The sequence below is a fragment of the Pseudomonas sp. R3-41 genome, from assembly GCF_054161485.1.
The window spans coordinates 2,801,427-2,825,182 of the sequence record NZ_CP096421.1; the positions used below are offsets into that span (position 1 = coordinate 2,801,427).

The following is a 23,756-nucleotide window of genomic DNA, read 5'->3' on the forward strand; positions in this document are numbered from 1 at the left end:
GCGGCATGACTTTCTCGCCCAACCTCGACCAGATGACGCCGGAACAGCTTCGTGCCTTGGCGGCACAGGCGTTGCAGTTGCAGTCCCAGGTCGAGGCGATGAGCAAGAAGATTCAGAACGATGGAGGCATCATCGAGCAGCTCACTTACGAAATCGCCCTTCTCAAACGCCACAAGTTCGCCAAGCGCAGCGAGCAAATCAGCCCGGCGCAAGGCGGCTTGCTGGATGACCTGCTCGATACTGATCTTGAAGCGATCGAGGCCGAGCTGAAACAGCTTCTCCCAGCTTCGCCGCAGGCCGAAGCCCGGCAATCCCCGAAACGTGCGCCCTTGCCGCCGCAGTTTCCACGCACCGTGATTCGACACGAACCAGAAAGCACTCAGTGCGGCTGTGGCTGCCAACTTCAGCGCATCGGCGAAGACGTCAGCGAGAAGCTGGATTACACGCCAGGCGTGTTTACCGTTGAGCAACACGTACGTGACAAATGGGCCTGCCGTCAGTGCGAAACACTGATCCAGGCGCCGGTGCCGGCGCAGGTTATCGACAAAGGTATCCCGACCGCAGGCCTGCTGCCCCACGTCATGGTGGCCAAGTTTGCCGATCACTTGCCGCTGTACCGGCAGGAAAAGATCTTTGGTCGTGCCGGACTGGCCATTGCTCGCTCTACCTTAGCCCAGTGGGTCGGGCAAACCGGTGTGCGGCTCCAGCCGCTGGTCGATGCACTGCGTGAAGCTGTGCTGAGCCAAAGCGTAATTTACGCCGATGAAACACCGGTACAAATGCTTGCGCCGGGCGAGAAGAAAACCCACCGAGCGTATGTCTGGGCCTATAGCACTACGCCGTTTTCGGCGCTCAAAGCGGTGGTTTACGACTTCAGCCCAAGCCGTGCCGGCGAACATGCGCGTAATTTTCTGGGTACGTGGAGCGGCAAGTTGGTCTGTGACGACTTCGCCGGTTACAAGGCCAGCTTCGAGCTGGGCATCCCGGAAATCGGCTGCATGGCTCATGCTCGCCGCAAGTTCTTCGACCTGCATATAGCCAATAAAAGCCAGCTGACTGAACAGGCGCTGCACTCAATTGGCGGTTTGTACGAGGTTGAACGCCAGGCTCGGGACATGAGCAACGAACGTTGGCGAATACGTCAGGAAATGGCGGTACCGATCAGCAAAACACTGCATGACTGGATGTTGGCCCAGCGCGACCTGGTGCCCAATGGATCAACCACGGCCAAAGCCCTCGACTACAGCCTGAAACGCTGGGTAGCGCTGACGCGCTACTTGAACGATGGGGCTGTGCCCATCGACAACAACCAGGTCGAGAACCAGATACGGCCATGGGCACTCGGACGCTCGAACTGGTTATTTGCCGGGTCGTTGCGCAGTGGCAAACGGGCGGCGGCGATCATGAGCCTAATCCAGTCGGCGCGCATGAATGGGCATGATCCGTATGCCTATCTCAAAGATGTGCTGACGCGGCTGCCGACACAGCGTGCCAGTGAGATCGGGCAGCTGCTGCCGCATCAGTGGGGGCCGGCCTGACTTACGCGAGGCGAGGTGGCGGACGCTTACGCGAGAAGAAGACTCTAATGAGTTCGTTAAGGAAATCGTGCTCCAGCAGCTATGGGGCGGGAGGTACTCACGGCCCATTGTTGACGCTGGGTCAACGCTGCTCGGATTTCTGACGTCGTTCAAAGAAGAAGTCGAGATCGTCACTGACGCCCCTAATTACGACTGGGAGCCTTTGTGCGACTTGGTTTATGAGGACGGACGCTGGCCCAGGATCGTTCGTAATTTTCCTACCGATGCAACGACGCTCAAGCCAACCCGCGAAGGTGCGGAGCTGTCCCACCACGCTTTGCTCGATGCCAGGATTATCGCTGGCATGTTTGCATCTGTTAGCTGAGTGATCCAACAGTGTCATTTCGCTTCTGTTTCGCGCTCATCAAAATCCAATTGCGCCTTGACGACTGTCGCCAGATGCACAATCGTCCAGATATGTAGAGCTTTGAAAGGTTCTTCCAGTGTCCGCCCCAGCGGCGTGATTCGATACTCCACCCCCACTTGTGAAGAGGGTATGACACGGCGCGCAAGGAACCCGTTGCGTTCGAGCCTTCTGAGCGCCTGGGGCAGCGCTTTTTGAGTGATACCGTCCAGGCACCGCTTCAGTTCGTTAAAGCGAAGCGGCTTTTCACACAGTGTCGTGAGAATCAACATCGTCCACTTGTCACCGATCTGATCCAACAAATAGCGGCTTGGACAGCTGGCCGTCCCGCTTGATATGTCGATGTTGGTATTATTCATGGATCACGCCTCGCGCTCGCGCATGTGGTGTATTTGGATATACCTGATTACTTTAAAGTGCGTAATTGTTATTTGATCCGCATCTTATACCCTGAGGCTTTAGTTAACTTAGGGTGTTAGCCATGTCCTCTCAATACGATCAAGAAACCGCTGACAAGCTTGCAGTCGCCGAAGCTTTATATGACTACGCTGCAAGTATTGATCTTCGTGATGCCGGTCTTATGGCCTCGGTGCTTACAGATAGTGCCGCTTCTGATTTCCGGCCCGCAGCAGCCAAAGCCGGTTTCGAATACCCTGTTCTTGAAGGTCGTGACACCATCGTATAGGCCCTCATGACGTCACTTAGCCGAGTCGATACCACGCACTCTGTGAACAATCCCCGCGTCGCCCTTGAAGGGGATAAGGCGGTGCTGGATGCGTTGGTAGAAGCCCAACATGTTTTGAAAACTGATCACTCCCGTTCCTATCTCATGAAAAACCGTTACGACGTGAAGCTGGTCAGGCAGGGTGAAACCTGGCGCATTCAGCACTTCGTGGTGGACAACGTCTGGCGGACGGGAGATCCCGCAGTCCTCGCCGGTATTTGATCTGATCAGGCCCTTGAAACTTTACTCTCGTGCTGAATGCGCGCAGCGTCTCGTGAGGGCGGTAGCCCGAAGACTTTTGCGTAATCTCGGCTGAACTGGGTGCTGCTTTCATACCCGACTTCAAAGGCAGCCGCAGTGACGCTTCTGGCGTTGGCAACCATAAGGGTGCGAGCCTGAAGCAGGCGTACACGCTTCTGATATTGCAGAGGGCTCAGTGTGGTTACCGCCTTGAAGTGTCGGTGAAATGCCGAAACGCTCATCGCTGCTTTCTCTGCCATATGTTCTACCCGAATAGATTCGGCGAAGTCGCGGCGGATCCACTGAATGGCCTGATTGACGCGGGCCATCGCAGAGTCCGGCGCGGCGATTTCACGCAGCATCCAGCCGTGAGGGCCTTGGAGTACACGGTAGAGGATCTCGCGTTCGTATGCGGGCGCCAGGGCGGCGATACTTTGCGGGTCACCCATCAAGCGCAGCAGGCGCACCCAAGCGTCCATCAACTGAGGCGTGACCGGCGCTACTGAAAAACCCGGATCTTGGTCATGGCGATCAGCCGGAAGAGGTAGGTCGGCCAGCAGCGTGGTTAGCGCCACCGGGTCGAGCGTCAGGCTTACCGCGAGATAAGGCTCTCCGGTCGACGCCGGATGAACTGTGCCCACGGCGGGCAGCTCGATGGACATCACGAAGTACGTCGCCGGGTCATAGTGCAACGTCTGCTCCCCGACGGTCATGGTTTTACTGCCCTGGAGAATCAGGTTGATCATCGGCTCGTAGACGGCGGCCAGCATGTGCTCGGGAATCTCACCCTGCACCATGGCTACCCTGGGAATTCCTGTCTCAGTGCGCCGATTTTCAGCACTTGAGGTCAGGGCTCGCAGTTCATTCAATTGTGTGGTCATGGGCTGGATCCTGCCCGGCTCGTTTGGGACTTGGCAAGCAAAAAGCAGAAACAGGCAGGTTTCGAGTAGGAATGGCCACGTTCTGGATGGCCGGAGACTCTACTGTGGAGGCTCAAGTCATCGACACGGGAAGTGCACCATGGGCGTCATCGTTATCACCGGAGGCAGTCGCGGCATCGGCGCCAGCGGCGCTCTCCATATTGCCGAACGGGGCATGGGCGTCATCCTTACCTACAACCAGAATCCTGATGCAGCTCACCAGGTCGTCCGGCAAATCGAGGCCGCTGGCGGCAAGGCGGTTGCGCTGCGACTGGACGTGAGTAACACCTCAAGCTTTGCTGCATTTCGTGATGCCGTGGTCTCCGCTCTGGAAATTACCTGGGGCACAAACACGCTGGCAGGTCTGGTAAACAACGCAGGCTACGGTCTGTTCAACCCGCTTGAGTCAGTCAGCGAGGAGCAATTCGACGGCCTGTTCGCAGTGCACCTCAAGGGGCCTTTCTTCCTCACTCAAACGCTGCTGCCGCTACTTGAAGATGGCGCGAGCATCGTCAACCTGACCAGTGCCACAACGCGCGTCGCGACAGCAGGGGTCGCGCCGTATGCGGCCTTTAAAGGCGGTCTCGAAGTACTGACCCGCTACATGGCGAAAGAATTGTGTGAGCGCGGTATTCGTGCCAATGCGGTTTCGCCTGGTGCCATTCGTACTGAGCTGGGGGGCGGTTTGAACGATGAGTTTGAAGCCATGCTGGCCGGTCAGACAGCACTGGGCCGGGTGGGCGAGCCGCAAGACGTCGCTCGTGTTATTGCGATGCTGCTCTTTCAGGAAAGCGCCTGGATCAACGCGCAAACCATCGAAGTCGCAGGCGGCTACATCATCTGAATCATGGAGGCTCCATGCTCGATCATATTTTTCTCTCGGTAAGCGACATCAAGCGCTCGATACACTTTTATGAGGCAGCACTGACGCCGCTTGGCATCACGGCGCGTCTGGATTACGAAGGCAAGGACGGGCCTCCTGGTCATCCTGACCTCAAGGGCTTTGGCGCCCATGGCCGAATGTTCTTCTGGCTGCGCGAAGGGGTGGTGGAGGGACAGGCGGTGCACGTAGGTTTCGTGGCCAATAGCCGTGCCGAGGTCGATGTCGCCTATGCAGCGGCCATCGCCCAAGGGGCAACAGACAATGGCCCTCCCGGCGCACGTCTGCATTACGACCCGAACTACTACGCGGCCAACGTCCTCGACCCGGACGGCTATAGCCTCGAATTCGTTTACAAGAATTGGCAGCACGCCCAATGAAAACTCTGATGTTTTATGGTGCGACCGGCTATACCGGACGCATGGCCGCGCAGCACGCCAAAGCGGTGGGCCTGGATCTGATTCTGGCAGGCCGTAGCGCTGACCGACTGGCGCCTCTGGCTGCCGAACTGGAGCTGCCATTTCGCGTATTTGGCGCTGAAGGTGTGACGGCAGACGCATTGGACGGTATCAGCGTGCTGCTGAATTTCGCCGGGCCATTCGCATATACCGCAGAGCCTTTGATGCGCGCCTGTATCGGGACAGGGGTGGACTACCTCGACATCACCGCAGAGATCAACGTTTACCGGCTGGCCGAGTCATTGAATCTCGAAGCTGCGCAAGCGGGTGTCATGTTGTTGCCTGGCGTTGGCTGGGACGTGGTGCCGACCGACTGCCTGGCTCTGCATGTCTCAGCCAGGGTTGAACAACCCCAATCGTTGAACGTGGCGCTGCAAGTGGCAGGCCCCATGTCTCGCGGCTCGGCATCAAGCGTGAGTGAGATCATCGGCGCAGGGGTTCTGGCGCGTATTGAAGGGGAACTCGTGGCAGTCCCCGACCAGCCTCCCCGCGAGTTTGATTTTGGCGCTGGCCCAAAGCTGTGTGTGCCATTGTCATTCGGGGATCTGGTTACGGGCTGGCGCTCCACAGGTATTCCTAACATAGCCGTGTACGTGCACATCCCGGATGCCGCCTTTCCCGAGGGCGACCTCTCGCTATTGCCGGAAGGCCCGAGTGAAGAGCAGCGTCTGGCGCATCGAGCATTGGCCGTGGCCGAGGTCGTGGATGCAGATAGCAGTGTGGCCCGCTCGGTGATCGAGACCGTCAACGGGTACACCTACACACCGCTGGCGGCGGTTGAGGCGGCTCGCCGAGTGCTGAGCGGGGAACGGCGCGCAGTTTTTGAAACCCCGGCACACCTGCTCGGCGTCGGTTTCGCCGAAACCGTTGCCGGTACAACAATCACCGATTTCTAGCCAGAGTTGGGCAGCCGAGTGAATGCTGCCCTGACGTGATTAATCGAAAAACAACGACTAAGGGGCGACTTTGGGCGATCAGGCGTTGAGAGATAAGGTCATCGCGCCCGCTTAAAATACGCGAACACCATCGCCCTTAATGCTGGACTTCGGAAGGTGAGTTAGCCGGACGCTTACGGACGTAGGCGCCGAGGTGCATACCTAATCAGCTTTGGCGATGAATAACAGGCATACAATCCCGGCAAAGCTATTGATGGTCGGCGCGGTAGCCAACGGAAAATTGAGTTATCGTTGACTCGGTGGCCGGAGCGGCAATGGATTGCTAGGGCTGCCGACGGCGGTGCCTTTTTCCTGCGTTCCAGAATTGTTGCGGTGGCGGTTGCGGTATGTGACGACGGCTCGAACGCAATGCAGCGGACCGTCAGAAATTTGTAAACAATTTCGGATAAAAGTCCTTCCTTATAGAGATGTTTCCAACACCATATAGCGGTCATCCTCGCCTTCCTAGGACCCGTCGCTCAGTTGTCAATAAGTGTTCAAGCTGCGGTTCGGCAATCGCCATATGCATGGCGATCTGCTGCGCTTGCCCCCATTGTAAGTCGGGCTGGAGCCATACCAACGCATCTTCGCGGGTAAAGGCCAGCACTCTTTGCTGCTCGCTGACGATCTCGCCGTAGGTCACTAGGGCAAGGCCATCGCAACCATTTGGCGTTTCACTGGCCTGGGCTAGGGCCGCAAGGAATATCGGTGACGACTGGCGGGAGGTCGTGTAGCTGAGGCGGCGGGACGGTACAGCCACGTCAGGTTCTAACGTTTCATACCAACCATCGACCGCTATCAAGACTCTGCCGTCGCGCTTGACCCGGTCAAAGACTTTGGAACGCATCACCAGGTGCAAGGGCAGGTGGGTCAGCGGCGGCATCGTGCCCATCGACCAGACGGGCGACCACCCCCAGCGCACCTTGATGCACTCCAGCCGCCCGCCACGGTTGCGTATGGCGCTGACCTGCATGTTCGGCTTGATCACGCTTTGTCGCTGATGCAGCGCGGGCGCCGCCGCGGCGTGAAGACTGTCGGCGGGCAAGCTTGATGAGTTGGCGCTGAAGGGCTCGCGCTGGGCAAAGAACGCCAGGGAATCCTTGGAAGAAACAGGCTGAACGAAACATTCACACATCGCGAAAACTCCAGGCAGATATGGACTACAACCCGCCGTTGAAGCCGAAAAAAAACGAGTCGTCTTCGGTCGGTTGCAGCGGTGTTATGTAGCTCCGAGCCGGCGCGCCAAAGCTTGGTTCGAAAATCCTTATCGTCATCGGATGAGCGGAAAAATCAAGCGGCGTTTCATCCGCTTATGCGACCGCTCATCGTCTGCACGGAGAGCCGCGCAATTTCCGAAGGTCCGTTCGTTTTGTCCCCGCTGCTGTTGCATCGACGGCGTATCGCGAGGCTTCTGATGAAGGAGAAATGACCCATGACCAAAATCGACAACCTGCTGGATAACAAAGGGACGCCGCTGGACAAGCAGACGTTCACCTGGCGTGACCTGGCCGGCAAACCCATCAGCAAACTGGATGACGATGCGTTCACGCGGGTGCGGGTGATCCTGATGAACGGCGTCGAATCCGACGCGCTGCGGCTCAAGCATTTCGGCGCGCGTTTCCACAAGGAATTGCAACTGCCCCTGGCCCAGGTAAGGCGTGCCGAGCAGCATCAGATGACCGCGATAAACTGGCTGCTGTCGGCTGATCATTCGCCTCTTGAAACTACCGTGGCCTACGAACAGGTCGCCATCGAAGTCACCGCCGCGGTGGCCCAGAACGAGCCGGATCCTTACCAGGCGCAGACATACCGCTTCGGTTTGCTGGAAGATTTCGACCACCTCTACCGTTACGCCGCGATGCTTGATCGCCTGGAAGGCAAGGACGCCAATAACATCCTGCAAGGCTACACCGACATCGTGCCCGGCCGGCCCACCAGCGAGCACCACCGCGCCCCCGGCGATGACCTTCGAAACAACTATCAGAAGGACAGCGCCGCACTGATCACCAAAATCCATGCCGCGCTGATTACCGGCGCGGAATACCAGACCCACGATTACTACATGAACATCGGCCCGCTGTTCGCTGACCCGGTGGCACGGGCGTTGTACGCCGAGATTGCCTCGGTGGAGGAACAGCACGTCACCCAGTACGGCTCGCTGCAGGACCCCAGCGAATCCTTCATGGAGAAGTGGCTGGTGCATGAGGCGATGGAGGTCTACACCTACGCCAGTTGCGCCGAGCAGGAAGAAAACCCGCGCATCAAAGCGATGTGGGAACGCTTCCTCGACTACGAACTGGGCCACTTGAACCTGGCCTGCGAGTTGTTCAAGAAACACGAACGGCGCGATCCCGCCGAAATCCTGGCCGGTCCGCTGCCACGCATGATTGCCTTCAAGAGCCAGCGCGATTTTGTCCGCGAGACGTTGTCCCGGGAAGTCGACCTGCGCGCCCATGGCATCGACTACGTGCCCAAGGAGCGCGAAGGCCATGCGTCCCTCGACTACCGCGCCCAGCTCAACAGCGAAGGCGTGCCCGCCAACATCGTCTCCGCCGGCTACACCTTCAAGCCCGGCACCGAACTCAACCCAGTGGGAGAACAGCAATGAGCGAACATCAAGTGATCATCGGCATGAATCGTACCGGCGCCCAGATGTCTCCCGAAGACACTACTCGCCAACTGGAAGCCACCCGCCTGTTTCCGGCGGATGTGCCGGGCGACATGAGCGACTACACCGCAGAGCGCGAGCGCGCTATTCGCGAGGCCGACCTGATCGGCTCGGTACCGGCACCGGGTTCGGTCAAAGGCATGGTCAAGACCGCACTGGACAAAACCATCGGCAAGGCGCCGGAAGTGCTGCTGGACAAGCTCGGCGAACGCCTGGCCTTCGAACGCACCGGCGTGAGGCTGTATGAGGCGATGGTCGCCAAGGCCACGTCCGCGCCCGGTGCCGACCCAGCATTGGTGGAAACCTTGCGTCAGATCCAGGCCGAGGAACTGGAGCACATGAACATCGTGCGCGAAGCCATCGAAACCCTCGGCGGCGACCCGACGGCCATGACGCCTTGCGCGGACGTGGCGGGCGTCAAGGCCATGGGCGTGTTGCAAGTATTGACTGACCCACGCACAACCGTCTCGCAATCGATGAGCGCGATCCTGACCATCGAACTGGAAGACAACGCGGCTTGGGAACTGCTGATCGAGCTGGCGCACAAGGGTGGTCATCCGCTGATCGCCAAGCGCTTCGGCCATGCGCTGGAACAGGAGGAAACGCACCTGGCCACGGTGCGCAACTTCATCAAGCAAGACCTGCTTGCGCAAGTGAGCTGAGCTTGCTTGTAACTGGCTCCACCCTGGTTGACCCGGGGTGGGCCGCTGGTTCGAACTCCAAAAGGACAACCGCCCGTGAGTGAAACCGACCTTGAGATGGAATTGAAAGCCTGGCGGCTTTTGCTCGAAGACGACGCGTATCGCCTGGACTTTCCCGAGAATTATCGCGACACGCTGATTCGGCGCGCCGATGAATTGGTGTTGCATCAATTTATCAGCCTGGAGGACTGGCAACTGCTCAAAGATGCGGCCGACCAGGCTTATCAACTGACGGTGGAAATGCTGGCGCGCAATCAGCACGATTGTCTCAACCTAGCCTCGTTGTGCCTGCTTGGGAAGGGAGGGACGGGGGAGCGAAAGGAATGCGTAGGGTCGTCTATCCTCGTTCAATGTATGAAAAAGTGAGCGACTAAGGCTCGGTGTGAGGGGGCGTCGTGGGCGCCAATCAGGCGCAAATGTAACTGCTGATATGCATGGCATTCGCGGCGCGGACGATGCAATCGTGACCTCCGAGCTAGCCGGATTTCGCCGATGGGTTCTGGATCATTTGACAGGATGATTGTCCAGAGCCAAGGCACCCGTCCTATTGGCTATGGGTCGCATGAGTTGGCGCAGCCCGGCATCACTCCTCTTGGCCTTGATACTCCCCAAAAACAAGTCCAGAATTGAGTCTTTTCCTGCTTCGGCAAGAAAGGAAACCCCTTAGATTTCAATGGGTCGGACATCAGATGCGAGTCTCGTTTCCCGCTCCAAGATTCAAAAAAAGCCACTCATCTGAGTGGCTTTTTTTGTGCCTAAAAAATGTCTGCACTCATGTCGACATGGCTACTTCGGGCCCAGCCTGTGTGAAAACACCGCCGAGCAGTTCAAGACCTGCGGTTTGAAGCAGTATGAGCCGATAGTGGATTTTCACGACCGGCAGCCTTTGTTCGGTCGTAGTCCTTCGAACAGCAATGGCTGGGCTCACTCATAAAATTTACCAGCCAGCAGAATGGCCGCACAGCGTTGCCATACGTTTGATCTACTGGCACTCACAGGGGAACTGCGTGAGCTGGCAGTCGCCCACGCTGCGGCAGCATCAAGAAAGGTATCAATAGAGCCGTTTTCCCATCCAACGCCCCGGTCCATAGGGAGACGACGGAGAGCTCTCTTCCAGCAAACGCTCATCGGCGAAATCCATACCTAGAGCTTCAATGAAGCCGATGAATGACTGTTCGTCGTCTACGGTTTTCAGTAGCTCATCAAGACTTATGGACATGGTGACCTTGGAAGTGCGGGATAGGTGATAGCGAAGGAGTAAATTCTCACTATGCTGCTATGCCACGAGATGAGGAGCAAGCTTACTTTCTCTTTGGGGGAGGCTGTGAGAAAGGGCAAGCAATCGTCTAACCTTTTCATCGTCGAGGTCGTAACAGGGGCGATCATGAAGCGATTCATTGAAGGCGAGGCCCGGACGCAAGTCACCTTGCTGCCGGAGTGTCTGGACGATTACGTAACCGAAGAAAATCCAGTGCGAGTGGTCGACGTTTTCGTCGATGAACTCGACTTGGGCGCACTTGGGTTTGAGGGCGTCGATCCTGCCGCAACCGGTCGGCCAGCCACCACCCAGCGGTCTTGCGGAAGATCTATATCTACGGCTACCTCAATTGGATTCAGTCCAGTCGCCGGCTTGAGCGTGAGGCCGAGCGCAACGTCGAGTTGATGTGGCTAACGGGGCGTTTGGCTCCGGAGTTCAAAAACATGGCCGACTCCGGCTGCCCCATGCGATTTGTCGTATGAACTGCATACGAATCAATCGAGACAATTCTCAGAGAGCATTTCGATAACCATGGCTTCAATTTCTCGCTCGGTTGGACGTGCGCCCGTAGTTCTGCCCAATATCGGTGGGTCTATCCCTAACGATATGTTTGCCCATTCCCTCGGGTTACCGACGCTGTGGATACCTCATTCCTACGCAGCCTGTGCTCAGCATGCGCCAGATGAGCATCTGTTGACCGATATTGTTCAAGAGGGGCTGGGGATAATGGCGGGGCTGTGGAGGGGCTTGGGAACACTGAATTCACATCGCGGACTCACGGAGTAGCCATGTGATGTTTCGCGGCTTCCTGAAGTGCCGCAATCCGTGATCATGTCAGCGTTGGCCTTCTGAGCGTTCACTCTGCGGCAACGATAAACAAAATTCTTGGTATTGGTTGGACGTTATACGGGCGACATACTCGGGGCAGGCTAGTGAGTCTGGCCTCCTGTAACGCTGGTATTTCCGAAAGATCCAGCTCACGGGGCACAGCATATCCTTTTGCAAATGGAATCGGGCTCGGCCCGACAGGCTCCCAGCCTCCTTGCTCCGCGAGCAATGGAAGGTCACCCTCCCAAGGCCTTAGACGACTGGCCTTACGACCCGCATGGGAAAGTTGAATGCCTGGAACACTCCCCTGCGCACTCAAGAATGAAGCAAGTTCCCTGAGTTTTGGCACTGCCGCGTCCGACCAGAGACCAAGATCCTGGGGTGTTACTCGTCCGTCCGCAGTCACAGAGGTGGCCTCGAGGATGATAAGACCTACCCCCCAATTGCCCGAGCACCCAGGTGAACTTTGTGCCAGTCATTCACCAGCGAGTCGTCGGACACGTATTGACACATGGGCGCCATACCAATTCGATTTCGAATAGTAGTTCCGCGCAATGTTAGCGGCGAGAATAGTCGGGACACTGTTTCCTCCTTTAAAAGTGTTGATTAGTCGTCCGGCTAATCAATTGGACTCAAACCATAACAAGGAGGACGGAAATTAGACCTGTCAGAACACACAGTGTTGCCGCTGACCGAAAACTGGTAATGTGAACTAGCCCCATGAAACACGTACTCGTCGGAAGTAGAATTTTCTCCTGATTGGATCAGGGAAATTGTGCGTGAAGACATCGCGTTTTTCCGACAGCCAAATCATTGCCATTCTTAAGTAAACTGAGGTCGGCAGCCCAGTCCCGGAGCTGTGCCGCGAGCACGGCATCAGCTTGGCGATCCTCTATAAGTAGCGCGCCAAGTTCGACGGTATGGACGCGTCGAGGTGATCAGCATGGAAATGATGGGCAAGATTCGGCGTATTCACTTTCGAGATAAGTTGTCGCTGCATGAGATAACCAAGCACGTCGGATTTCCATGCGCCAACGAAGCTCTTACCCGAAGCCCTTCAAAGCCCAGGTTGTTCAGGAATGCCTACAACCGGGGGCAACCCTATCCAGCGTTGCCATCAGCCGCGGCATCAACGCCAACGTTATCCGCAAGTGGATACCGCTTTACCGAGATCAGCCGCCAGCGGCGTTGCCGGCTTTCGTTCCGTTGAGACCTACGCCCAAACGGCAGGCGGAAACGTTGGCGATTATTGGCGAGCAATCGATCACCGTGAAATGGCCAACTTCCGATCCTGACGGCTGCGCCCGCTTTGTCCGTGAACTCCCTTAATGATCCGCATCGACGCCATCTGGCTCACCACCGAACGCAGTTATTTCTGGCTAAGAGCAGCGATGGAAAGTCCTGACACGATGAAGGTCAATCCCGCGCCGAGGTTGAGTCCGTTGGCAAGGCGCGGGCGTCGACAAATGTATTGCGACAGGCGCGTGGCGAAAATCCCCATCAGCGAAAATCCCACGGCCGTCAGCAGAGCGAACCAGAACCCGTAGACCAGCATCTGCACAGTGACCGAGCCGAGTGCAGGATTGATGAATTGAGGGATGAACGCCAGCACGAACAACCCTGGCTTGGGATTGAGCGCCGCGGAAAGGAAACCTGTGAGCAATATGTTTCGAAGGGGCTGCCGCGCGGCGGGTGCGAAGGTCACCAGGCTCCTGGAACGCAGCACCTTTATCCCGAGCCAGAGCAGGTAGGCTGCCCCCACCAACTTGACCACCCAGAAGGCGACGGTCGAGGTCTGGATCAACAACGTGAGCCCCAGCGACGCGGTGGTGACGTGAAACAGGATACCCAGGCCAGACGACAGGCCCGACACGAGGGCAGCCAGGCGACCCTGGCTGAGCCCGCGTCCTATCGCCAGCAAATTGTCAGGGCCTGGAGAGAGGACCAGCAGCACGCAAGCTGTGGTGTAGGTGAACCAGATGTCCATTGGAAACACGGTGACGCTCCCTGTGAGGTAGATGTGGGGTCAACTGATGATGCCCAGGACGGCTGCCCTGACCACCGCTGCGGTTTTGTTAGTGGCGCCGAGCTTGCCCACGGCGTTCTTCACATGGAATTTGACGGTGTCGAAGGAGATGGCCAGGATCTGCGCGATCTCTTCCTGCGTCTTGCCATCGGCCGTCCAACGTAGCACCTCGATTTCCCGTGCGGTCAGCCGGTAATGCTGGGCCTGATGGGACGGGGTGATCAGCAGCCTTTCCATCACTGGCGCGATAGTCTCGGCGAGCCAGCGCATCTTGAGTTCCTTGGCATTGAGTTCGGCCACATCCAGCGTAGAGCTGCCGCGGGCGAGGGTCAGCATGCTCTGGTGGCGCGAGGCATTGGTACGCGAGCAGGCCCAGCCGTATCTCAGGCCTGCGGCGCGAGCTTCTTCCCAGAACTGCGGCATCTTGCGCAGCAGTTCTCCCTGCCACAAAAAGGGTGTGGTGCAGGCGCGCGCGCGCTGTACCGAAGGGTCGACAAGCAGGAAATCGGCGTCGCTGTAGCGGCGCTGCCAGGTGCTCGAGAAATTGCAGCGCATCTGCATGATGGGGTTGGAAAAAGGCAGGGCTGTGCAGACACCGAACGAAAACCATTCGAAATCCAACTCCCAGGCAACACGTTGAACGCCGTTCACCAAGTCCTGCTCATCTTTGACCGAGCTTGTCCATGCCAGCAGGTTTGCGAGCCAAGTACGCATCGAATCTCCATTTCCGGATGCCGTTTCCCGACGTTTGTTATACCCCAGTGAAATCCCCATGGAAAGCCTGCAGGGCCAGTGCCATCGCATGTCGGTGCGGTCCATCGCCGATGGCATCCTGGCGCCTGCCTACCCCATTGGGTAGGTGGTTTTAAACCTTCACGGCCATTAGGTTTGCTCCTCGCCGGCTGACAGAGGAACAGCACTGTTTCTCTGCAGCCTTCTTACCGGCGCTATCCCAAACTCATTGATGGTGGTCGATCCATGCTCGAAGAGATTGTCAGATACAAAGTCCAGGAAACGGCTCAACGCAAGCAGGCGCATGGTATCGATGCCCTGCTCAAGCGGATTCGTGACGCACGAGCGCCCCGTCACTTTGCCGGTGCCTTGGCAGGCGAGGGAATCTCTCTCATTGCCGAAGCCAAGTACCGCTCGCCGTCCAAGGGCGTGCTGCGTGCTGACTATGATCCACTCCAGTTGGCGATGGCGTACCAGGCCGGGGGCGCCAGTGCCCTGTCGGTCATCGCCGACAGTCGGTTCTTTGGTAATGCGCCCCATGTCGTTGGCATGCTGGCCAACCATCCTCAAATCACCTTGCCGGTGATGTACAAGGACTTCATCGTTGATGAGTACCAAGTCTACGAGGCGCGGGCACTGGGCGCCGACGCGGTGTTGATGATCGTCCGCTGCCTGCCGCCCGGCAGCCTTGCGAGGTTGCATACCTTGGCGAACCAGCTGGGGCTGGATGTATTGGTGGAGACTTTTGACGAGGCGGACATCGACCAGGCGCTATCGGTCGACGCGTCGATAGTAGGTATCAACAATCGCGACCTCGATACCTTCAAGGTCGACTTCGACCGCTCCGCCCAATTGTTCGAGTGTCTGCCTGCTTCGGTTATCGCCGTGGCGGAAAGCGGTGTTGCCGGTCATCAGGACATGCAGTTGGTAGAACGCATCGGCTTTACCGCCGCGCTGGTGGGGGAACGTCTGCTAACAGCTGCTGACCCTTGCCTGGAGAGCCGTCGGCTGCTGGGCGCGGATGAGGCTGTATGACGATGCTGCGCTCAATCATCTTCGGCTTCGGTCACTGCGGGAGAAACCTGCATCTGGCCAGCCTGCGCTCATTGCATCGGCAGGGCTGCCTGCCCGATGTCGACACCACCATCACGGTCGTGGACCCTGAGCTGGGCGGTGGGTTGGTCGATGGCCTGGTGATGCTGCACTGTCTACCCGAGGCGTCGGCACTGCAGGGCAGGGTAGGTGTCGTGCACATCTGTACGCCACCGGCCCTGCACTTGCGTCATGTGCACGAGGCGCTTATGGCCGGTTTCCGATACATCATCATTGAGAAACCCATGGTGATGAACCTGGCCGAGGCCCAGGCACTGCGTTCCATGGAGCAACAATATGATGCGCAGATTCTGGTGGTTTCGGTGTGGGGCCACAGTCTGTTGATTCCACGGCTCACCCGGTGGCTGGAAGCCAGTGAACAGCCGCTTCGCAGTGTGCACGTCATCCATGACAAGCCTCGCTTTTCGCGCTCTTTCACCCGCCATGGCGAACACCTGTTCGACATTGAAATGCCGCATCAAGTCTGCCTGGCGTTGCTGTTCGCCGGTGCTCCGGCGTCCGGGTTTCACGCGCACACCGAAGATCTGCGCGTCGAAGGCAAGCTGCGCCAGGCCATGAAGGCGGGCAGCATCGGTTGGCACGATGAGCAAGGCATCGAGGTGCTGCTCGAATCGGATCTTGCCAGTCCGATCCGCCAACGCAGTGTGCGCCTGCAACTGGAAAGTGGCGAATGCTGCGAAGGTTTTTTCCCCGTAGGTGCCGACGACAGCTACGCACAGCTCAGATGCGACACCGAGCACAGTGGCAGTAGCACTCACCAGATCTTCGCTGACGAGCCCCTGACCACCTGTGTGGGCGAGTACTACCGCTATTTCCGGAACCACCTGCAGGGTCACGGCGGCGATATGCCTCGCAGCGGCACGGTGGCCTTCAACCAGCAGGTTGTCGAACTGCTGGAGCAGGCCCGCGGCGTTGCATCTGCCAGCGCATTGGCGTCGATCAATATGCATATGGCCAAGGAGGCCGTTCGATGAGTGTTCCGTTTTTCCAGATCACCGAAGGATTCACCCGCGCCTTGCCGCTGCTGGAGGAGGGGCTGGCGGAGTTTCATCGACAGTCCGGCTGGGTCAATGACCAACAGGTGCGGGCTTTTGAGCAGGCTATCGCCACTTATACCGGCGCGCCCCATGCTATCGCTACCGGCAACGCTACCGATTCGCTGATCATCTGTCTGATGGCGTTGGGCATCGGCCCGGGTGATGAAGTCATCGTGCCTTGCTACAGCTTCTTCGCTTCGGTCTCCTGCATCCTGCAAGTGGGGGCGACGCCGGTGTTCGTCGATATCGAACCTGGCAGCTATGCAATTGACTGCTCCCTGATCGAAGCCTGCATCACCCGGCGTACCCGAGCCATCATGCCAGTCCATCTGTTCAGGCAAATGGCCGAAATGGATGCGTTGATGGACATCGCCTGCCGACATGGGCTGAAGGTTGTCGAGGACAGCGCCGAAGGAATCGGAATGCGCTGGAACGACAGGCATGCCGGGCTGATCGGGGACCTTGGCGTACTGTCGTTCTTCCCCACCAAGACCCTGGGTGCGCTCGGCGATGCCGGAATGGTCCTGACCCGCGATGCGGACCTGGCCAGGCGGGTGCGACAGATCCTCGACAATGGCCGTGATGCCAGCGGCCTGGCGCAGTGCCTGGGCTACAACAGCCGAATGGACGACCTGCAGGCCCTATGGCTGAGGGCGCGCTTGCCCGAGCTGGACCAGGAGATCGAACGACGTGCCGCGCTTCGCGATACCTACGACTTGCACCTGGGGCCCTTGGGTGAATACCTGCAGGTGCCGGTCACGTTGCCTCGGGCAGCGCGCCAGCGATGCGTCGACTATGTCTACCTGATCGAGGCGCAGAACCGTGACGGCCTGGTCGAGCATCTCGCTGCGCGCGGGGTTGGCGTCGAGGCCTACTACCCGCTGCCGCTGCACCTGCAGCCGGTGTGCGCCGGGCCAACCCATGCCGAGGGTCGCTTTCCGGTCGCCGAGCGGGCCGCCACCCGGGCGTTGGGCCTTCCTCTCTATGCCGATCTGAGTGCGTCAGATGTTGCCAGCGTGTGCCAGGCGATCACCGAGTTCTATGCCGCTGCCGGAGCCCAGTCATGATCAAGTACCAGGATTTCCAACGCCGTTATCCCAATGCGCAGACACAGATACTCGAGATTCTCGCTGCCCGGGTCCAACAAGGCGATTTCATTCTCAAGCAGCAGGTTCAGGATTTCGAGCAAGCCCTGGCGGCCAAGGTCGGTGCGCGCCACGCTGTCTGTGTAAGTTCTGCGACCTCCGGCCTGACCCTGTCGCTGATTGCATCCGGTATCGGGCCGGGAGATGAGGTCATAACACCTGCTTTTTGCTACGTATCGGCCGCCTCATCCATTGTGCAGGCGGGTGCTACACCGATATTCGTGGACGTTGCCCCCCACAGCGGCGTGCTCGAAGCCGAGGCCGTCGTCCGCGCCTTGACCCCCCGGACGCGGGCGGTATTGGTCGCCCACCTGTTCAGCGGCCTGGCTGACATCGATGCGTTGCGTGAGGCATTGCCCGAGGATGTCCTGATTCTCGAGGACAGTGCTACCGCATTCGGGGCGCGCCTGCGCGGCCGTCATGCAGGCACACTCGGTGACATTGGCGTGTATTCATTCTTTGCGGCCAAACCCTTGGGCGGTATCGGCGATGGTGGTGCGGTGATTACTGACGACGACCAGGTGGCGGGAGCCCTCCGGATGCTGCGCAATCATGGGCAGGACGGCCGTCGGCGTTTCTACCACCAGCGCTTGGGATACAACAGCCGCATGGATGAGACCAATGCCGCCTGGCTGCAGGCCCGGTTGCGGGAAAACGACTTGCACCTGGCCCGCAAGCAGGCCATTGCAAAGGCCTACGACGAAGCCATCGAAGCCAGCGACGGCGTGTTGCTCGGCCAGCATCGCGGTACCCCGGATTTCTCCCCTCACGCCTATGTCGTGCGCAGTGCAGAGCGTGAGCGGCTAGCCAGGCATCTCACCGCGCGCGGTATCCAGACCCGCGTGCATTTTCCTGTGCCCTTGCCTGAGCAGCCGGCGTTTGTCCAATGGTCCGCAGGGCCGGCGCACTACCCCAATGCGCGTCTGCTGGGCAAGCAATGCCTGGCATTGCCCCTGTGCTCCGGCATGAGCGACGGGCAGGTATCGCGCGTCATCGAGGCGTTGAAGGAGTTCAGCCATGCCGAGGTCATTTAAGCTCACGGGAATCGCCGATGAAGGCTGCGCGTCCTTGGCCGAGCAGTTGGCGTGCCACGCTGAACTGGGCTGGCGACATCTCGAGCTGCGCAGTGTCGACAGCGTGCCGCTGGCCAACCTGTCGGAACGATCACGCGTATCGATGTGCGATTCGCTGCTCGCACAGTCCATGGACGTGGTGGTCCTGGCCTCACAGATCGGCAATTGGGGCAGCAGGATCGATACCGACTGGCAGACTGACCGGGCCGAATTGCAATGCCTGTTACAGATGGCCGGGCGTCTGGGGACGCGGATGATCCGTGTCATGTCCTACCCCAATTGTGGCTGGGACGAGGCCCGCTGGCGGCATGCGGTCATTGAGCGATTCAAGCGTCTGGTGGAAGTGGCCGAAGACGCCGACGTCGTGCTGATACACGAGAACTGTGCCGGGTGGGCCGGCCAGGGCGCCGAGCAGACCCTGCAGTTGCTCGATGCCGTTGGCTCGGATCACTTGAAGCTGCTGTTCGATATCGGCAATGGTCTGAGCTATGGCTATGACGCCCTGGGATTCCTGCGCCAAGTGCTTCCTCATGTGGCGCATGTGCATCTGAAGGATGGTTGCTGGGTATCGGACGAAGTGCACTACACCTTCCCCGGAGAAGGGCAAGTGGGTGCCAGGGACTGCATTGAGCTGTTGATGGGCGAGGGTTACGACGGTTGGTTTTCGATCGAGCCGCACCTGTGCCTGATCCCGCATCTCAAACAGACGGCTACGGACCCGCATCGACAAAGGCAGACCTATCAGGCCTATGCCGAGCATGCGCGGGACTTGCTGCAATCCTGCAGGGAGGCAAGACATGCTGTTCACGGATAAATATGTAGACCGGCTTGAGCAACTGCTGCGCATCGACACCGTGACCCCGATGGAGACCGGACAGCCCTCGTGCATTGCCCAGGCCAATACCCTGTTCGCCCAGTGGGCGCAGACAGTCGGCATGCGCGAGGTGTTCAGCGGTCCAGGCGTCCTGCCCGATGAGGCGCGGGTGCCGGTTTCGGTGCTACGCCGGATGAACGAGGCGCCCGAGTTCCTGGCTTGGCAGCCGCATAGCGTTCTGGAGATCGGCAACGGGCCGCGGGAACGTACGATCATGTTCAATTTCCACATGGACACTGTGTCACCTCATCTGCCGGTGCGGGTGCTCGACGGCGCCGTACAGGGTCGCGGCGCGGTGGATAATAAGGGGCCAGGCTTGGCGGTGCTGGCAGCCCTGGAGGCATTGCAGATGCAAGAGCCGCAGGTGCTGGACGATATCCGCGTGCTGATCCAGGTGGTGGCCGGTGAAGAAGGGGGCGCCATGGGCGTCTATGGCACCCACTACCTGTGCCAGCAGGGTCACCTGGGGTGTTTGAACATCTTTGTGGAACCGACGGGAGCCGGTTACTTCGATGCCTCTACCACCTCCATGACGTATGAAGTACGGATGGACGGCAGGGATTCGACCGACGACTTTCCGCACCAGGGCGACAATGCTTCGCTGGTTCTGGGTTTCATCGCCCAGGCCATGGCTGCCCAGTTGGCAGAGCCGTTGCACGCGCTGCAGGTGAAGATGACCCTGGCCGGTCTGCATACCGGCATGCACCACAACCGGGTTTACGGTAGCGGGCACTGTCTCTTCAATTTTGCCTATCGCAGCGCCGCTCAGGCGCGCGATGCCGAAGTGTTGGTGGAGCAAGCGTTCGACCAGGCGTTGCAGCAGTGCGGCTCACGTTTCGCCCAAAGCCCGCCATTCCTCATGACTGTCGAACGCCTGCGCACCACCTGCAGCGCTCGTTGGCTCAAGCGCGGCTTGCCGGTCCTGAACAACCACCATGTGGCCTTGCAGCGCCTGTTGGGCGAGGCCGGCATCGTGCCGAACCCGGATGCCGAACAGGCCTTCACCTGCGATGCGATGTGGGCTCAGGGCGACGGCGTCTACAGCGTCGTCTGGGGGCCGGGCTCACTGGCCGACAACGGTGCGCACACCTCCCGTGAATACGTTTCGATCAATGACCTGGACACCTTTGCAGTTGCTGTAAAGCGGCTGCTACGCCGCTTTGCCGAGCCGATCGCAAACACTCTCAAGCAAGGATAAAACGCTATGGATTTCTTCTGCATTGCAGCCAACGAGCTGCATGGGTTCACTGTGGCTGCCCTCAAGGCAGCCGGGTTCACCGCATCCCAGGCCCAGAAGGCGGCGCCCGTGTTATTGCATGCCGATCTGAACGGCCACGATACCCATGGCATCGCCAACCTGGTCAATGTCTATATCGCCGGTGCCCGGAGCGGTGAAATCAACCTGGCCGCCACCGGCCAGTGGATCAGCGATCAAGGGGCCTGCGCCACGCTTGATGCCGACGGCGGGCTGGGACTGTTGGCGGGACAGCAGGCCATGGAACGGGCCATCGACAAGGCCCGGGACTTTGGGATTGGCTGTGCGGTGGTGCGCAACAGTTCGCACTTCGGCGCGGCAGGTTTCTACGCCAGCATGGCACTGGAACACGGCATGATCGGCATGGCTATGACCAACCTGGGTCGTGAGCCCGTCGCTCATCCGCTGGGCAGTATGGCGCCCTTGATGGGGACGAACCCGATCAGCCTGGCGGCTCCGGTGGCTGCTATGCCAGCGCCATTTCTGTTGGACATGAGCACGACGGTCTGCGCCAGCGGCAAGATCAAACAGGCCATTCGACGCCAGCAAACCATTCCCACCGGCTGGCTTCACGATGCCGAAGGCCGCGAGGTTAGCGATCCTGGCGCGTACCTGGACGGCAGCGCGATGTTGCCGATGCTCGGCGGGGCTTACGCGGAGCAGGGCGGACACAAGGGCTTGGGCCTTGGGATGATGGTCGAGATCCTGTGTGGGGTGCTCAGTGGTGCCCAGACCGGTGCGGACCTTGGCAACCCGGGGCGCAATAGCATCGGCCACTTCTTCCTGGCCCTGTCCCCCGAAGCCTTTGGTGCTGGCGAAGGTTTCCGCTCGTCGATGGACCGATTGCTCCAGCACATCACGCAGGCGCCTGTGCATCCGGCGTTCGACCCGCTGAGCTATCCCGGCGCGCCTGACCTGAGGGTGCGTACCGAACGCCTGGCACAGGGCATTCCCGTCGATGCCGCACTGTTGGAGCAGCTCGATAGCATCGCGGGACAACTCGGTATTTCACAAATCACGAGGACAGCGGCATGACCATAAGGCTTGGCATCATCGGCATGGGAGTGATCTCCCACTACTACCTCAAGGCGCTGCAAGACAGCACCCTGTGCCAGCTGGTGGCGGTGTGCGACAAGGCGCCCGAACGGCTGGCGCCATTCGCGGCGACGGATGTGCGTTGCCATACCGATTACACCACCTTGCTCGCCGACCCGGACCTCGCCGCGGTGATCATCAACCTGCCCAACCATCTTCATTTCACCGCTTGCATGGCTGCCCTGGAGGCGGGCAAGCATGTGTGCTGCGAGAAGCCATTGACCCTCGAACTGGACCAGGCCGAGCAGTTGCGCGACATGGCCCGCCGCTTGAACTTGACGCTGCTCACGGCCTTTCACCGACGCTACAACACCCACCTGCTCAATGCCGTGAAGCAAGGCCTGTTCAATGGTGCGGTGCATGTTCGGGCGCGTTACCACGAGCGCATCGAGGATCATGCCGGCCATGACACCTGGTATTTGGACAGTGCCTCCTGTGGTGGCGGCTGCATTGCCGACAATGGCCCGAATGTCTACGACACGCTGAGCTTTGTGCTTGGCCGACTCGAGGTCACTGGGGCGCAGGTTCGTCGAAATGCGTTGGGGATCGACATGGGGGCATTGGTCACGCTGACCAACGCGGTCGGGCTTGAGGCGAGCGTTGAACTGAGCTGGGACTATGCCCACGGCGAACAGAAAGACCTGGTGATCGACTACGCCGACGGACGCCAAGTCATCGTCGACCTGCTCAAGGACAGCGTGGGTTTCAAGACGTCCCTCTATCACGAATACGAGGGCGTCATCGCCCATCTAGCCAGGAGCATCCAAGGCATGGTCGAAGACGGTTCGATTGGTGTCGATGCGGTGCGGCTGGTGCGCGCTACCTATGCCATGGAGGCCCGCGATGCTCGCTGAACAGCCCCGTCAGCCGTCCAAGGCCAGGCTCGAGACTAGGCTGGTGAAGCTGCTCTATCACACTCAGCAAGCACGTGGCATGACGTTGATCGAGCACCGCTCCCGTTGTGTGCGGCGCGGCGAGTTGCACGAAGTGGTGACGACCGACCAGTCAGGGGCTAAGCCGGGCGACCGGATTGAGCGGGTCGGCTTCATCGGCTTCGTCGAAATCCAGCAGGCCGGGGTCATCGAGCGCGGTGATCGGGTGTTGCTAGGCGACACCTGCATTGGTCAGGTCATTGGCTTTGACGAATGCCACTTTCCCAACCACTACAACATCCTGATAGCGGCGGACGACCTGCTGACCGGTGGCACCCTCCGGGATTGCGGCTTAGGCAGTTACCTGCACTTCGAGGAAGAGCAATGAACGAGATATTCGAGATCGATGTATCGGCAGCGGCGCGCGTGCAGTTTCCAGGCGCCAGGGTCCTGGCAATGCGCCTGCCTGGCGTGGGAAGCGTCGATGGGGCAGGGCTTGACTGGTCGGCCAACCGCGCAGCATGGACTGGCGTAGACAAGGATGCCTTGCTGACCCACCCATCGATTGCGCCGTATGCGAACTACTACCAACGTGCGGGCATTAATCCGCGCAAGCACCTGCCTTCGGTCGCCAACTTCATCCACCGTGCATTCGGCCGGGCCCAGGCGCGGTTGCCGCGCATAAATGAGGTGGTCGATACGGTCAATTGGGTGGCGGTCTCCACCATGACTTCGCTGGGGGCATTTGATGCCGCAGGAATCGAGGGACCGGTGCTGCTGGACCTCTCTGGTGAGGACGAGTCGTACGAGCCCGTTGGCGGCCAAGGACGCGAGCCGCTGCCGGCTGGCCTGCTGGTGCTGCGTGACTCAAAGAAAGTCTTGTCGCTGTTTTCCATTCGAGACACGGTCCATACCGCTACCCGCGACAGCACCTCTGACCTGCTGTTGCTAGGGTGCGTATTGCCGCCACTCGACAGCACC

General features: G+C 59.3%; 25 protein-coding genes and 6 pseudogenes. 24 read left to right on the forward strand and 7 right to left on the reverse strand.

The annotated features are described in order from the left end of the window. The first annotated feature begins 5 nt into the window (after positions 1-5). Positions 6-1,538, forward strand: coding sequence for an IS66 family transposase (tnpC, locus tag M1D99_RS12710; protein ID WP_434603924.1), 1,533 nt, complete (start codon positions 6-8; stop codon positions 1,536-1,538). 31 nt (positions 1,539-1,569) lie between these two features. Continuing rightward, a pseudogene (locus M1D99_RS12715) lies at positions 1,570-1,902 on the forward strand (hypothetical protein); the annotation flags it as partial. A 14-nt stretch (positions 1,903-1,916) separates the two neighbouring features. On the opposite strand, the gene M1D99_RS12720 reads toward M1D99_RS12715, so the two are convergent. Continuing rightward, positions 1,917-2,300: a winged helix-turn-helix transcriptional regulator gene (locus M1D99_RS12720; protein WP_458131970.1), complete on the reverse strand. Its 384-nt coding sequence runs from the start codon at positions 2,298-2,300 to the stop codon at positions 1,917-1,919. A 122-nt stretch (positions 2,301-2,422) separates the two neighbouring features. Here M1D99_RS12720 and M1D99_RS12725 point away from each other — a divergent pair, with 122 nt between their 5' ends. Both M1D99_RS12725 and M1D99_RS12730 read left to right on the forward strand, forming a co-directional pair. After that, the gene (locus tag M1D99_RS12725) at positions 2,423-2,626 is read left to right on the forward strand and encodes a nuclear transport factor 2 family protein (protein WP_434603920.1); all 204 of its coding nucleotides are present in this window, start codon (positions 2,423-2,425) and stop codon (positions 2,624-2,626) included. Between the two features lie 6 nt (positions 2,627-2,632). After that, positions 2,633-2,887: a nuclear transport factor 2 family protein gene (locus M1D99_RS12730; protein WP_458131971.1), complete on the forward strand. Its 255-nt coding sequence runs from the start codon at positions 2,633-2,635 to the stop codon at positions 2,885-2,887. Between the two features lie 5 nt (positions 2,888-2,892). Here M1D99_RS12730 and M1D99_RS12735 read toward each other — a convergent pair whose 3' ends face one another. Continuing rightward, complete coding sequence (locus tag M1D99_RS12735) at positions 2,893-3,786, reverse strand: AraC family transcriptional regulator (RefSeq protein ID WP_029240836.1); 894 nt, start codon at positions 3,784-3,786, stop codon at positions 2,893-2,895. 139 nt (positions 3,787-3,925) lie between these two features. On the opposite strand from M1D99_RS12735, the gene M1D99_RS12740 reads away from it, so the two are divergent. From M1D99_RS12740 to M1D99_RS12750, 3 genes are read left to right on the forward strand one after another with little or no spacing between them, the layout of a single operon-like run. After that, positions 3,926-4,669 carry an SDR family NAD(P)-dependent oxidoreductase gene (locus M1D99_RS12740; protein ID WP_434603915.1) on the forward strand — a complete coding sequence of 248 codons (744 nt, stop codon included), beginning with the start codon at positions 3,926-3,928 and terminating at the stop codon, positions 4,667-4,669. Between the two features lie 14 nt (positions 4,670-4,683). After that, a complete protein-coding gene (locus M1D99_RS12745) occupies positions 4,684-5,085 on the forward strand; it encodes a VOC family protein (RefSeq protein WP_434603913.1) in 402 nt (133 codons plus the stop codon). Continuing rightward, positions 5,082-6,059, forward strand: a complete 978-nt coding sequence (locus M1D99_RS12750) for a saccharopine dehydrogenase family protein (RefSeq protein ID WP_458131972.1) — start codon at positions 5,082-5,084, stop codon at positions 6,057-6,059. Before M1D99_RS12745 ends, M1D99_RS12750 begins: the two co-directional genes overlap by 4 nt. A gap of 490 nt (positions 6,060-6,549) precedes the next feature. Here M1D99_RS12750 and M1D99_RS12755 read toward each other — a convergent pair whose 3' ends face one another. Next, positions 6,550-7,233 (reverse strand): SOS response-associated peptidase family protein, encoded by a 684-nt coding sequence (locus M1D99_RS12755; RefSeq protein WP_434603912.1) that lies wholly within the window; start codon positions 7,231-7,233, stop codon positions 6,550-6,552. Between the two features lie 297 nt (positions 7,234-7,530). Here M1D99_RS12755 and M1D99_RS12760 point away from each other — a divergent pair, with 297 nt between their 5' ends. The 3 genes from M1D99_RS12760 to M1D99_RS12770 all read left to right on the forward strand — a co-directional run bounded on the left by M1D99_RS12760 (position 7,531) and on the right by M1D99_RS12770 (position 9,833). After that, on the forward strand, positions 7,531-8,706 hold the full coding sequence (locus M1D99_RS12760; protein ID WP_434603910.1) for a hypothetical protein: 1,176 nt from the start codon (positions 7,531-7,533) through the stop codon (positions 8,704-8,706). Further along, positions 8,703-9,428, forward strand: a complete 726-nt coding sequence (locus M1D99_RS12765; RefSeq protein ID WP_434603908.1) for a ferritin-like domain-containing protein — start codon at positions 8,703-8,705, stop codon at positions 9,426-9,428. The genes M1D99_RS12760 and M1D99_RS12765 overlap by 4 nt, the downstream gene beginning before the upstream one ends. A 75-nt stretch (positions 9,429-9,503) precedes the next feature. Further along, the gene (locus tag M1D99_RS12770; protein ID WP_458131973.1) at positions 9,504-9,833 is read left to right on the forward strand and encodes a hypothetical protein; all 330 of its coding nucleotides are present in this window, start codon (positions 9,504-9,506) and stop codon (positions 9,831-9,833) included. A 558-nt stretch (positions 9,834-10,391) separates the two neighbouring features. On the opposite strand, the gene M1D99_RS12775 is transcribed toward M1D99_RS12770, so the two are convergent. Further along, positions 10,392-10,595 carry a DUF7660 family protein gene (locus tag M1D99_RS12775; RefSeq protein ID WP_434575667.1) on the reverse strand — a complete coding sequence of 68 codons (204 nt, stop codon included), beginning with the start codon at positions 10,593-10,595 and terminating at the stop codon, positions 10,392-10,394. 256 nt (positions 10,596-10,851) lie between these two features. Here M1D99_RS12775 and M1D99_RS12780 point away from each other — a divergent pair. Continuing rightward, positions 10,852-11,177, forward strand: a pseudogene (locus M1D99_RS12780) (transposase); the annotation flags it as partial. Positions 11,178-11,289: 112 nt separating this feature from the next. After that, positions 11,290-11,511: pseudogene (locus M1D99_RS12785) on the forward strand (hypothetical protein); the annotation flags it as partial. Positions 11,512-11,581: 70 nt separating this feature from the next. On the opposite strand, the pseudogene M1D99_RS12790 reads toward M1D99_RS12785, so the two are convergent. Beyond that, positions 11,582-12,135: pseudogene (locus M1D99_RS12790) on the reverse strand (oxidoreductase). A gap of 197 nt (positions 12,136-12,332) precedes the next feature. Here M1D99_RS12790 and M1D99_RS12795 point away from each other — a divergent pair. Together M1D99_RS12795 and M1D99_RS12800 are read left to right on the forward strand one after the other, a co-directional pair. Further along, positions 12,333-12,452: pseudogene (locus M1D99_RS12795) on the forward strand (transposase); the annotation flags it as partial. A 127-nt stretch (positions 12,453-12,579) separates the two neighbouring features. Beyond that, positions 12,580-12,882: a transposase gene (locus M1D99_RS12800; RefSeq protein ID WP_434575669.1), complete on the forward strand. Its 303-nt coding sequence runs from the start codon at positions 12,580-12,582 to the stop codon at positions 12,880-12,882. A gap of 40 nt (positions 12,883-12,922) precedes the next feature. On the opposite strand, the gene M1D99_RS12805 is transcribed toward M1D99_RS12800, so the two are convergent. Together M1D99_RS12805 and M1D99_RS12810 are read right to left on the reverse strand one after the other, a co-directional pair. After that, positions 12,923-13,540, reverse strand: coding sequence for a LysE family translocator (locus M1D99_RS12805; RefSeq protein WP_186706180.1), 618 nt, complete (start codon positions 13,538-13,540; stop codon positions 12,923-12,925). A 39-nt stretch (positions 13,541-13,579) separates the two neighbouring features. Next, on the reverse strand, positions 13,580-14,398 hold the full coding sequence (locus M1D99_RS12810; RefSeq protein ID WP_434575671.1) for an autoinducer binding domain-containing protein: 819 nt from the start codon (positions 14,396-14,398) through the stop codon (positions 13,580-13,582). A 159-nt stretch (positions 14,399-14,557) separates the two neighbouring features. On the opposite strand from M1D99_RS12810, the gene trpC reads away from it, so the two are divergent. The 10 genes and pseudogenes from trpC to M1D99_RS12860 form a co-directional block, all read left to right on the forward strand. Continuing rightward, positions 14,558-15,346 (forward strand): indole-3-glycerol phosphate synthase TrpC, encoded by a 789-nt coding sequence (gene trpC / locus M1D99_RS12815; protein WP_434575673.1) that lies wholly within the window; start codon positions 14,558-14,560, stop codon positions 15,344-15,346. Then, a complete protein-coding gene (locus M1D99_RS12820; protein ID WP_434575675.1) occupies positions 15,343-16,398 on the forward strand; it encodes a Gfo/Idh/MocA family oxidoreductase in 1,056 nt (351 codons plus the stop codon). The genes trpC and M1D99_RS12820 overlap by 4 nt, the downstream gene beginning before the upstream one ends. Continuing rightward, positions 16,395-17,528 carry a DegT/DnrJ/EryC1/StrS family aminotransferase gene (locus M1D99_RS12825; RefSeq protein ID WP_434575677.1) on the forward strand — a complete coding sequence of 378 codons (1,134 nt, stop codon included), beginning with the start codon at positions 16,395-16,397 and terminating at the stop codon, positions 17,526-17,528. The genes M1D99_RS12820 and M1D99_RS12825 overlap by 4 nt, the downstream gene beginning before the upstream one ends. Beyond that, positions 17,525-18,640, forward strand: coding sequence for a DegT/DnrJ/EryC1/StrS family aminotransferase (locus M1D99_RS12830; protein ID WP_186706185.1), 1,116 nt, complete (start codon positions 17,525-17,527; stop codon positions 18,638-18,640). Before M1D99_RS12825 ends, M1D99_RS12830 begins: the two co-directional genes overlap by 4 nt. Further along, on the forward strand, positions 18,624-19,493 hold the full coding sequence (locus tag M1D99_RS12835; RefSeq protein WP_186706186.1) for a sugar phosphate isomerase/epimerase family protein: 870 nt from the start codon (positions 18,624-18,626) through the stop codon (positions 19,491-19,493). Before M1D99_RS12830 ends, M1D99_RS12835 begins: the two co-directional genes overlap by 17 nt. Beyond that, a complete protein-coding gene (locus M1D99_RS12840; protein ID WP_186706187.1) occupies positions 19,477-20,751 on the forward strand; it encodes a M20/M25/M40 family metallo-hydrolase in 1,275 nt (424 codons plus the stop codon). Before M1D99_RS12835 ends, M1D99_RS12840 begins: the two co-directional genes overlap by 17 nt. 6 nt (positions 20,752-20,757) lie before the next feature. Beyond that, positions 20,758-21,843: an Ldh family oxidoreductase gene (locus M1D99_RS12845; protein ID WP_186729384.1), complete on the forward strand. Its 1,086-nt coding sequence runs from the start codon at positions 20,758-20,760 to the stop codon at positions 21,841-21,843. Beyond that, positions 21,840-22,757 (forward strand): Gfo/Idh/MocA family protein, encoded by a 918-nt coding sequence (locus M1D99_RS12850; RefSeq protein WP_458131974.1) that lies wholly within the window; start codon positions 21,840-21,842, stop codon positions 22,755-22,757. Before M1D99_RS12845 ends, M1D99_RS12850 begins: the two co-directional genes overlap by 4 nt. Continuing rightward, entirely contained in the window at positions 22,747-23,163 is a 417-nt protein-coding gene (locus M1D99_RS12855) for a DUF6917 domain-containing protein (protein WP_434575682.1), read from the forward strand. The genes M1D99_RS12850 and M1D99_RS12855 overlap by 11 nt, the downstream gene beginning before the upstream one ends. Before the next feature lie 68 nt (positions 23,164-23,231). After that, positions 23,232-23,732, forward strand: a pseudogene (locus M1D99_RS12860) (phenylalanine--tRNA ligase beta subunit-related protein); the annotation flags it as partial. Between the last annotated feature and the right edge of the window lie 24 nt (positions 23,733-23,756).

Coding starts and splice junctions, on each gene's coding strand:
- tnpC (WP_434603924.1), top strand. CDS start 6: ATGACTTTCTCGCCCAACCTCGACCAGATGACGCCGGAACAGCTTCGT.
- M1D99_RS12720 (WP_458131970.1), bottom strand. CDS start 2,300: ATGAATAATACCAACATCGACATATCAAGCGGGACGGCCAGCTGTCCA.
- M1D99_RS12725 (WP_434603920.1), top strand. CDS start 2,423: ATGTCCTCTCAATACGATCAAGAAACCGCTGACAAGCTTGCAGTCGCC.
- M1D99_RS12730 (WP_458131971.1), top strand. CDS start 2,633: ATGACGTCACTTAGCCGAGTCGATACCACGCACTCTGTGAACAATCCC.
- M1D99_RS12735 (WP_029240836.1), bottom strand. CDS start 3,786: ATGACCACACAATTGAATGAACTGCGAGCCCTGACCTCAAGTGCTGAA.
- M1D99_RS12740 (WP_434603915.1), top strand. CDS start 3,926: ATGGGCGTCATCGTTATCACCGGAGGCAGTCGCGGCATCGGCGCCAGC.
- M1D99_RS12745 (WP_434603913.1), top strand. CDS start 4,684: ATGCTCGATCATATTTTTCTCTCGGTAAGCGACATCAAGCGCTCGATA.
- M1D99_RS12750 (WP_458131972.1), top strand. CDS start 5,082: ATGAAAACTCTGATGTTTTATGGTGCGACCGGCTATACCGGACGCATG.
- M1D99_RS12755 (WP_434603912.1), bottom strand. CDS start 7,233: ATGTGTGAATGTTTCGTTCAGCCTGTTTCTTCCAAGGATTCCCTGGCG.
- M1D99_RS12760 (WP_434603910.1), top strand. CDS start 7,531: ATGACCAAAATCGACAACCTGCTGGATAACAAAGGGACGCCGCTGGAC.
- M1D99_RS12765 (WP_434603908.1), top strand. CDS start 8,703: ATGAGCGAACATCAAGTGATCATCGGCATGAATCGTACCGGCGCCCAG.
- M1D99_RS12775 (WP_434575667.1), bottom strand. CDS start 10,595: ATGAGCGTTTGCTGGAAGAGAGCTCTCCGTCGTCTCCCTATGGACCGG.
- M1D99_RS12800 (WP_434575669.1), top strand. CDS start 12,580: ATGCGCCAACGAAGCTCTTACCCGAAGCCCTTCAAAGCCCAGGTTGTT.
- M1D99_RS12805 (WP_186706180.1), bottom strand. CDS start 13,540: ATGGACATCTGGTTCACCTACACCACAGCTTGCGTGCTGCTGGTCCTC.
- M1D99_RS12810 (WP_434575671.1), bottom strand. CDS start 14,398: ATGGACCGCACCGACATGCGATGGCACTGGCCCTGCAGGCTTTCCATG.
- trpC (WP_434575673.1), top strand. CDS start 14,558: ATGCTCGAAGAGATTGTCAGATACAAAGTCCAGGAAACGGCTCAACGC.
- M1D99_RS12820 (WP_434575675.1), top strand. CDS start 15,343: ATGACGATGCTGCGCTCAATCATCTTCGGCTTCGGTCACTGCGGGAGA.
- M1D99_RS12825 (WP_434575677.1), top strand. CDS start 16,395: ATGAGTGTTCCGTTTTTCCAGATCACCGAAGGATTCACCCGCGCCTTG.
- M1D99_RS12830 (WP_186706185.1), top strand. CDS start 17,525: ATGATCAAGTACCAGGATTTCCAACGCCGTTATCCCAATGCGCAGACA.
- M1D99_RS12835 (WP_186706186.1), top strand. CDS start 18,624: ATGCCGAGGTCATTTAAGCTCACGGGAATCGCCGATGAAGGCTGCGCG.
- M1D99_RS12840 (WP_186706187.1), top strand. CDS start 19,477: ATGCTGTTCACGGATAAATATGTAGACCGGCTTGAGCAACTGCTGCGC.
- M1D99_RS12845 (WP_186729384.1), top strand. CDS start 20,758: ATGGATTTCTTCTGCATTGCAGCCAACGAGCTGCATGGGTTCACTGTG.
- M1D99_RS12850 (WP_458131974.1), top strand. CDS start 21,840: ATGACCATAAGGCTTGGCATCATCGGCATGGGAGTGATCTCCCACTAC.
- M1D99_RS12855 (WP_434575682.1), top strand. CDS start 22,747: ATGCTCGCTGAACAGCCCCGTCAGCCGTCCAAGGCCAGGCTCGAGACT.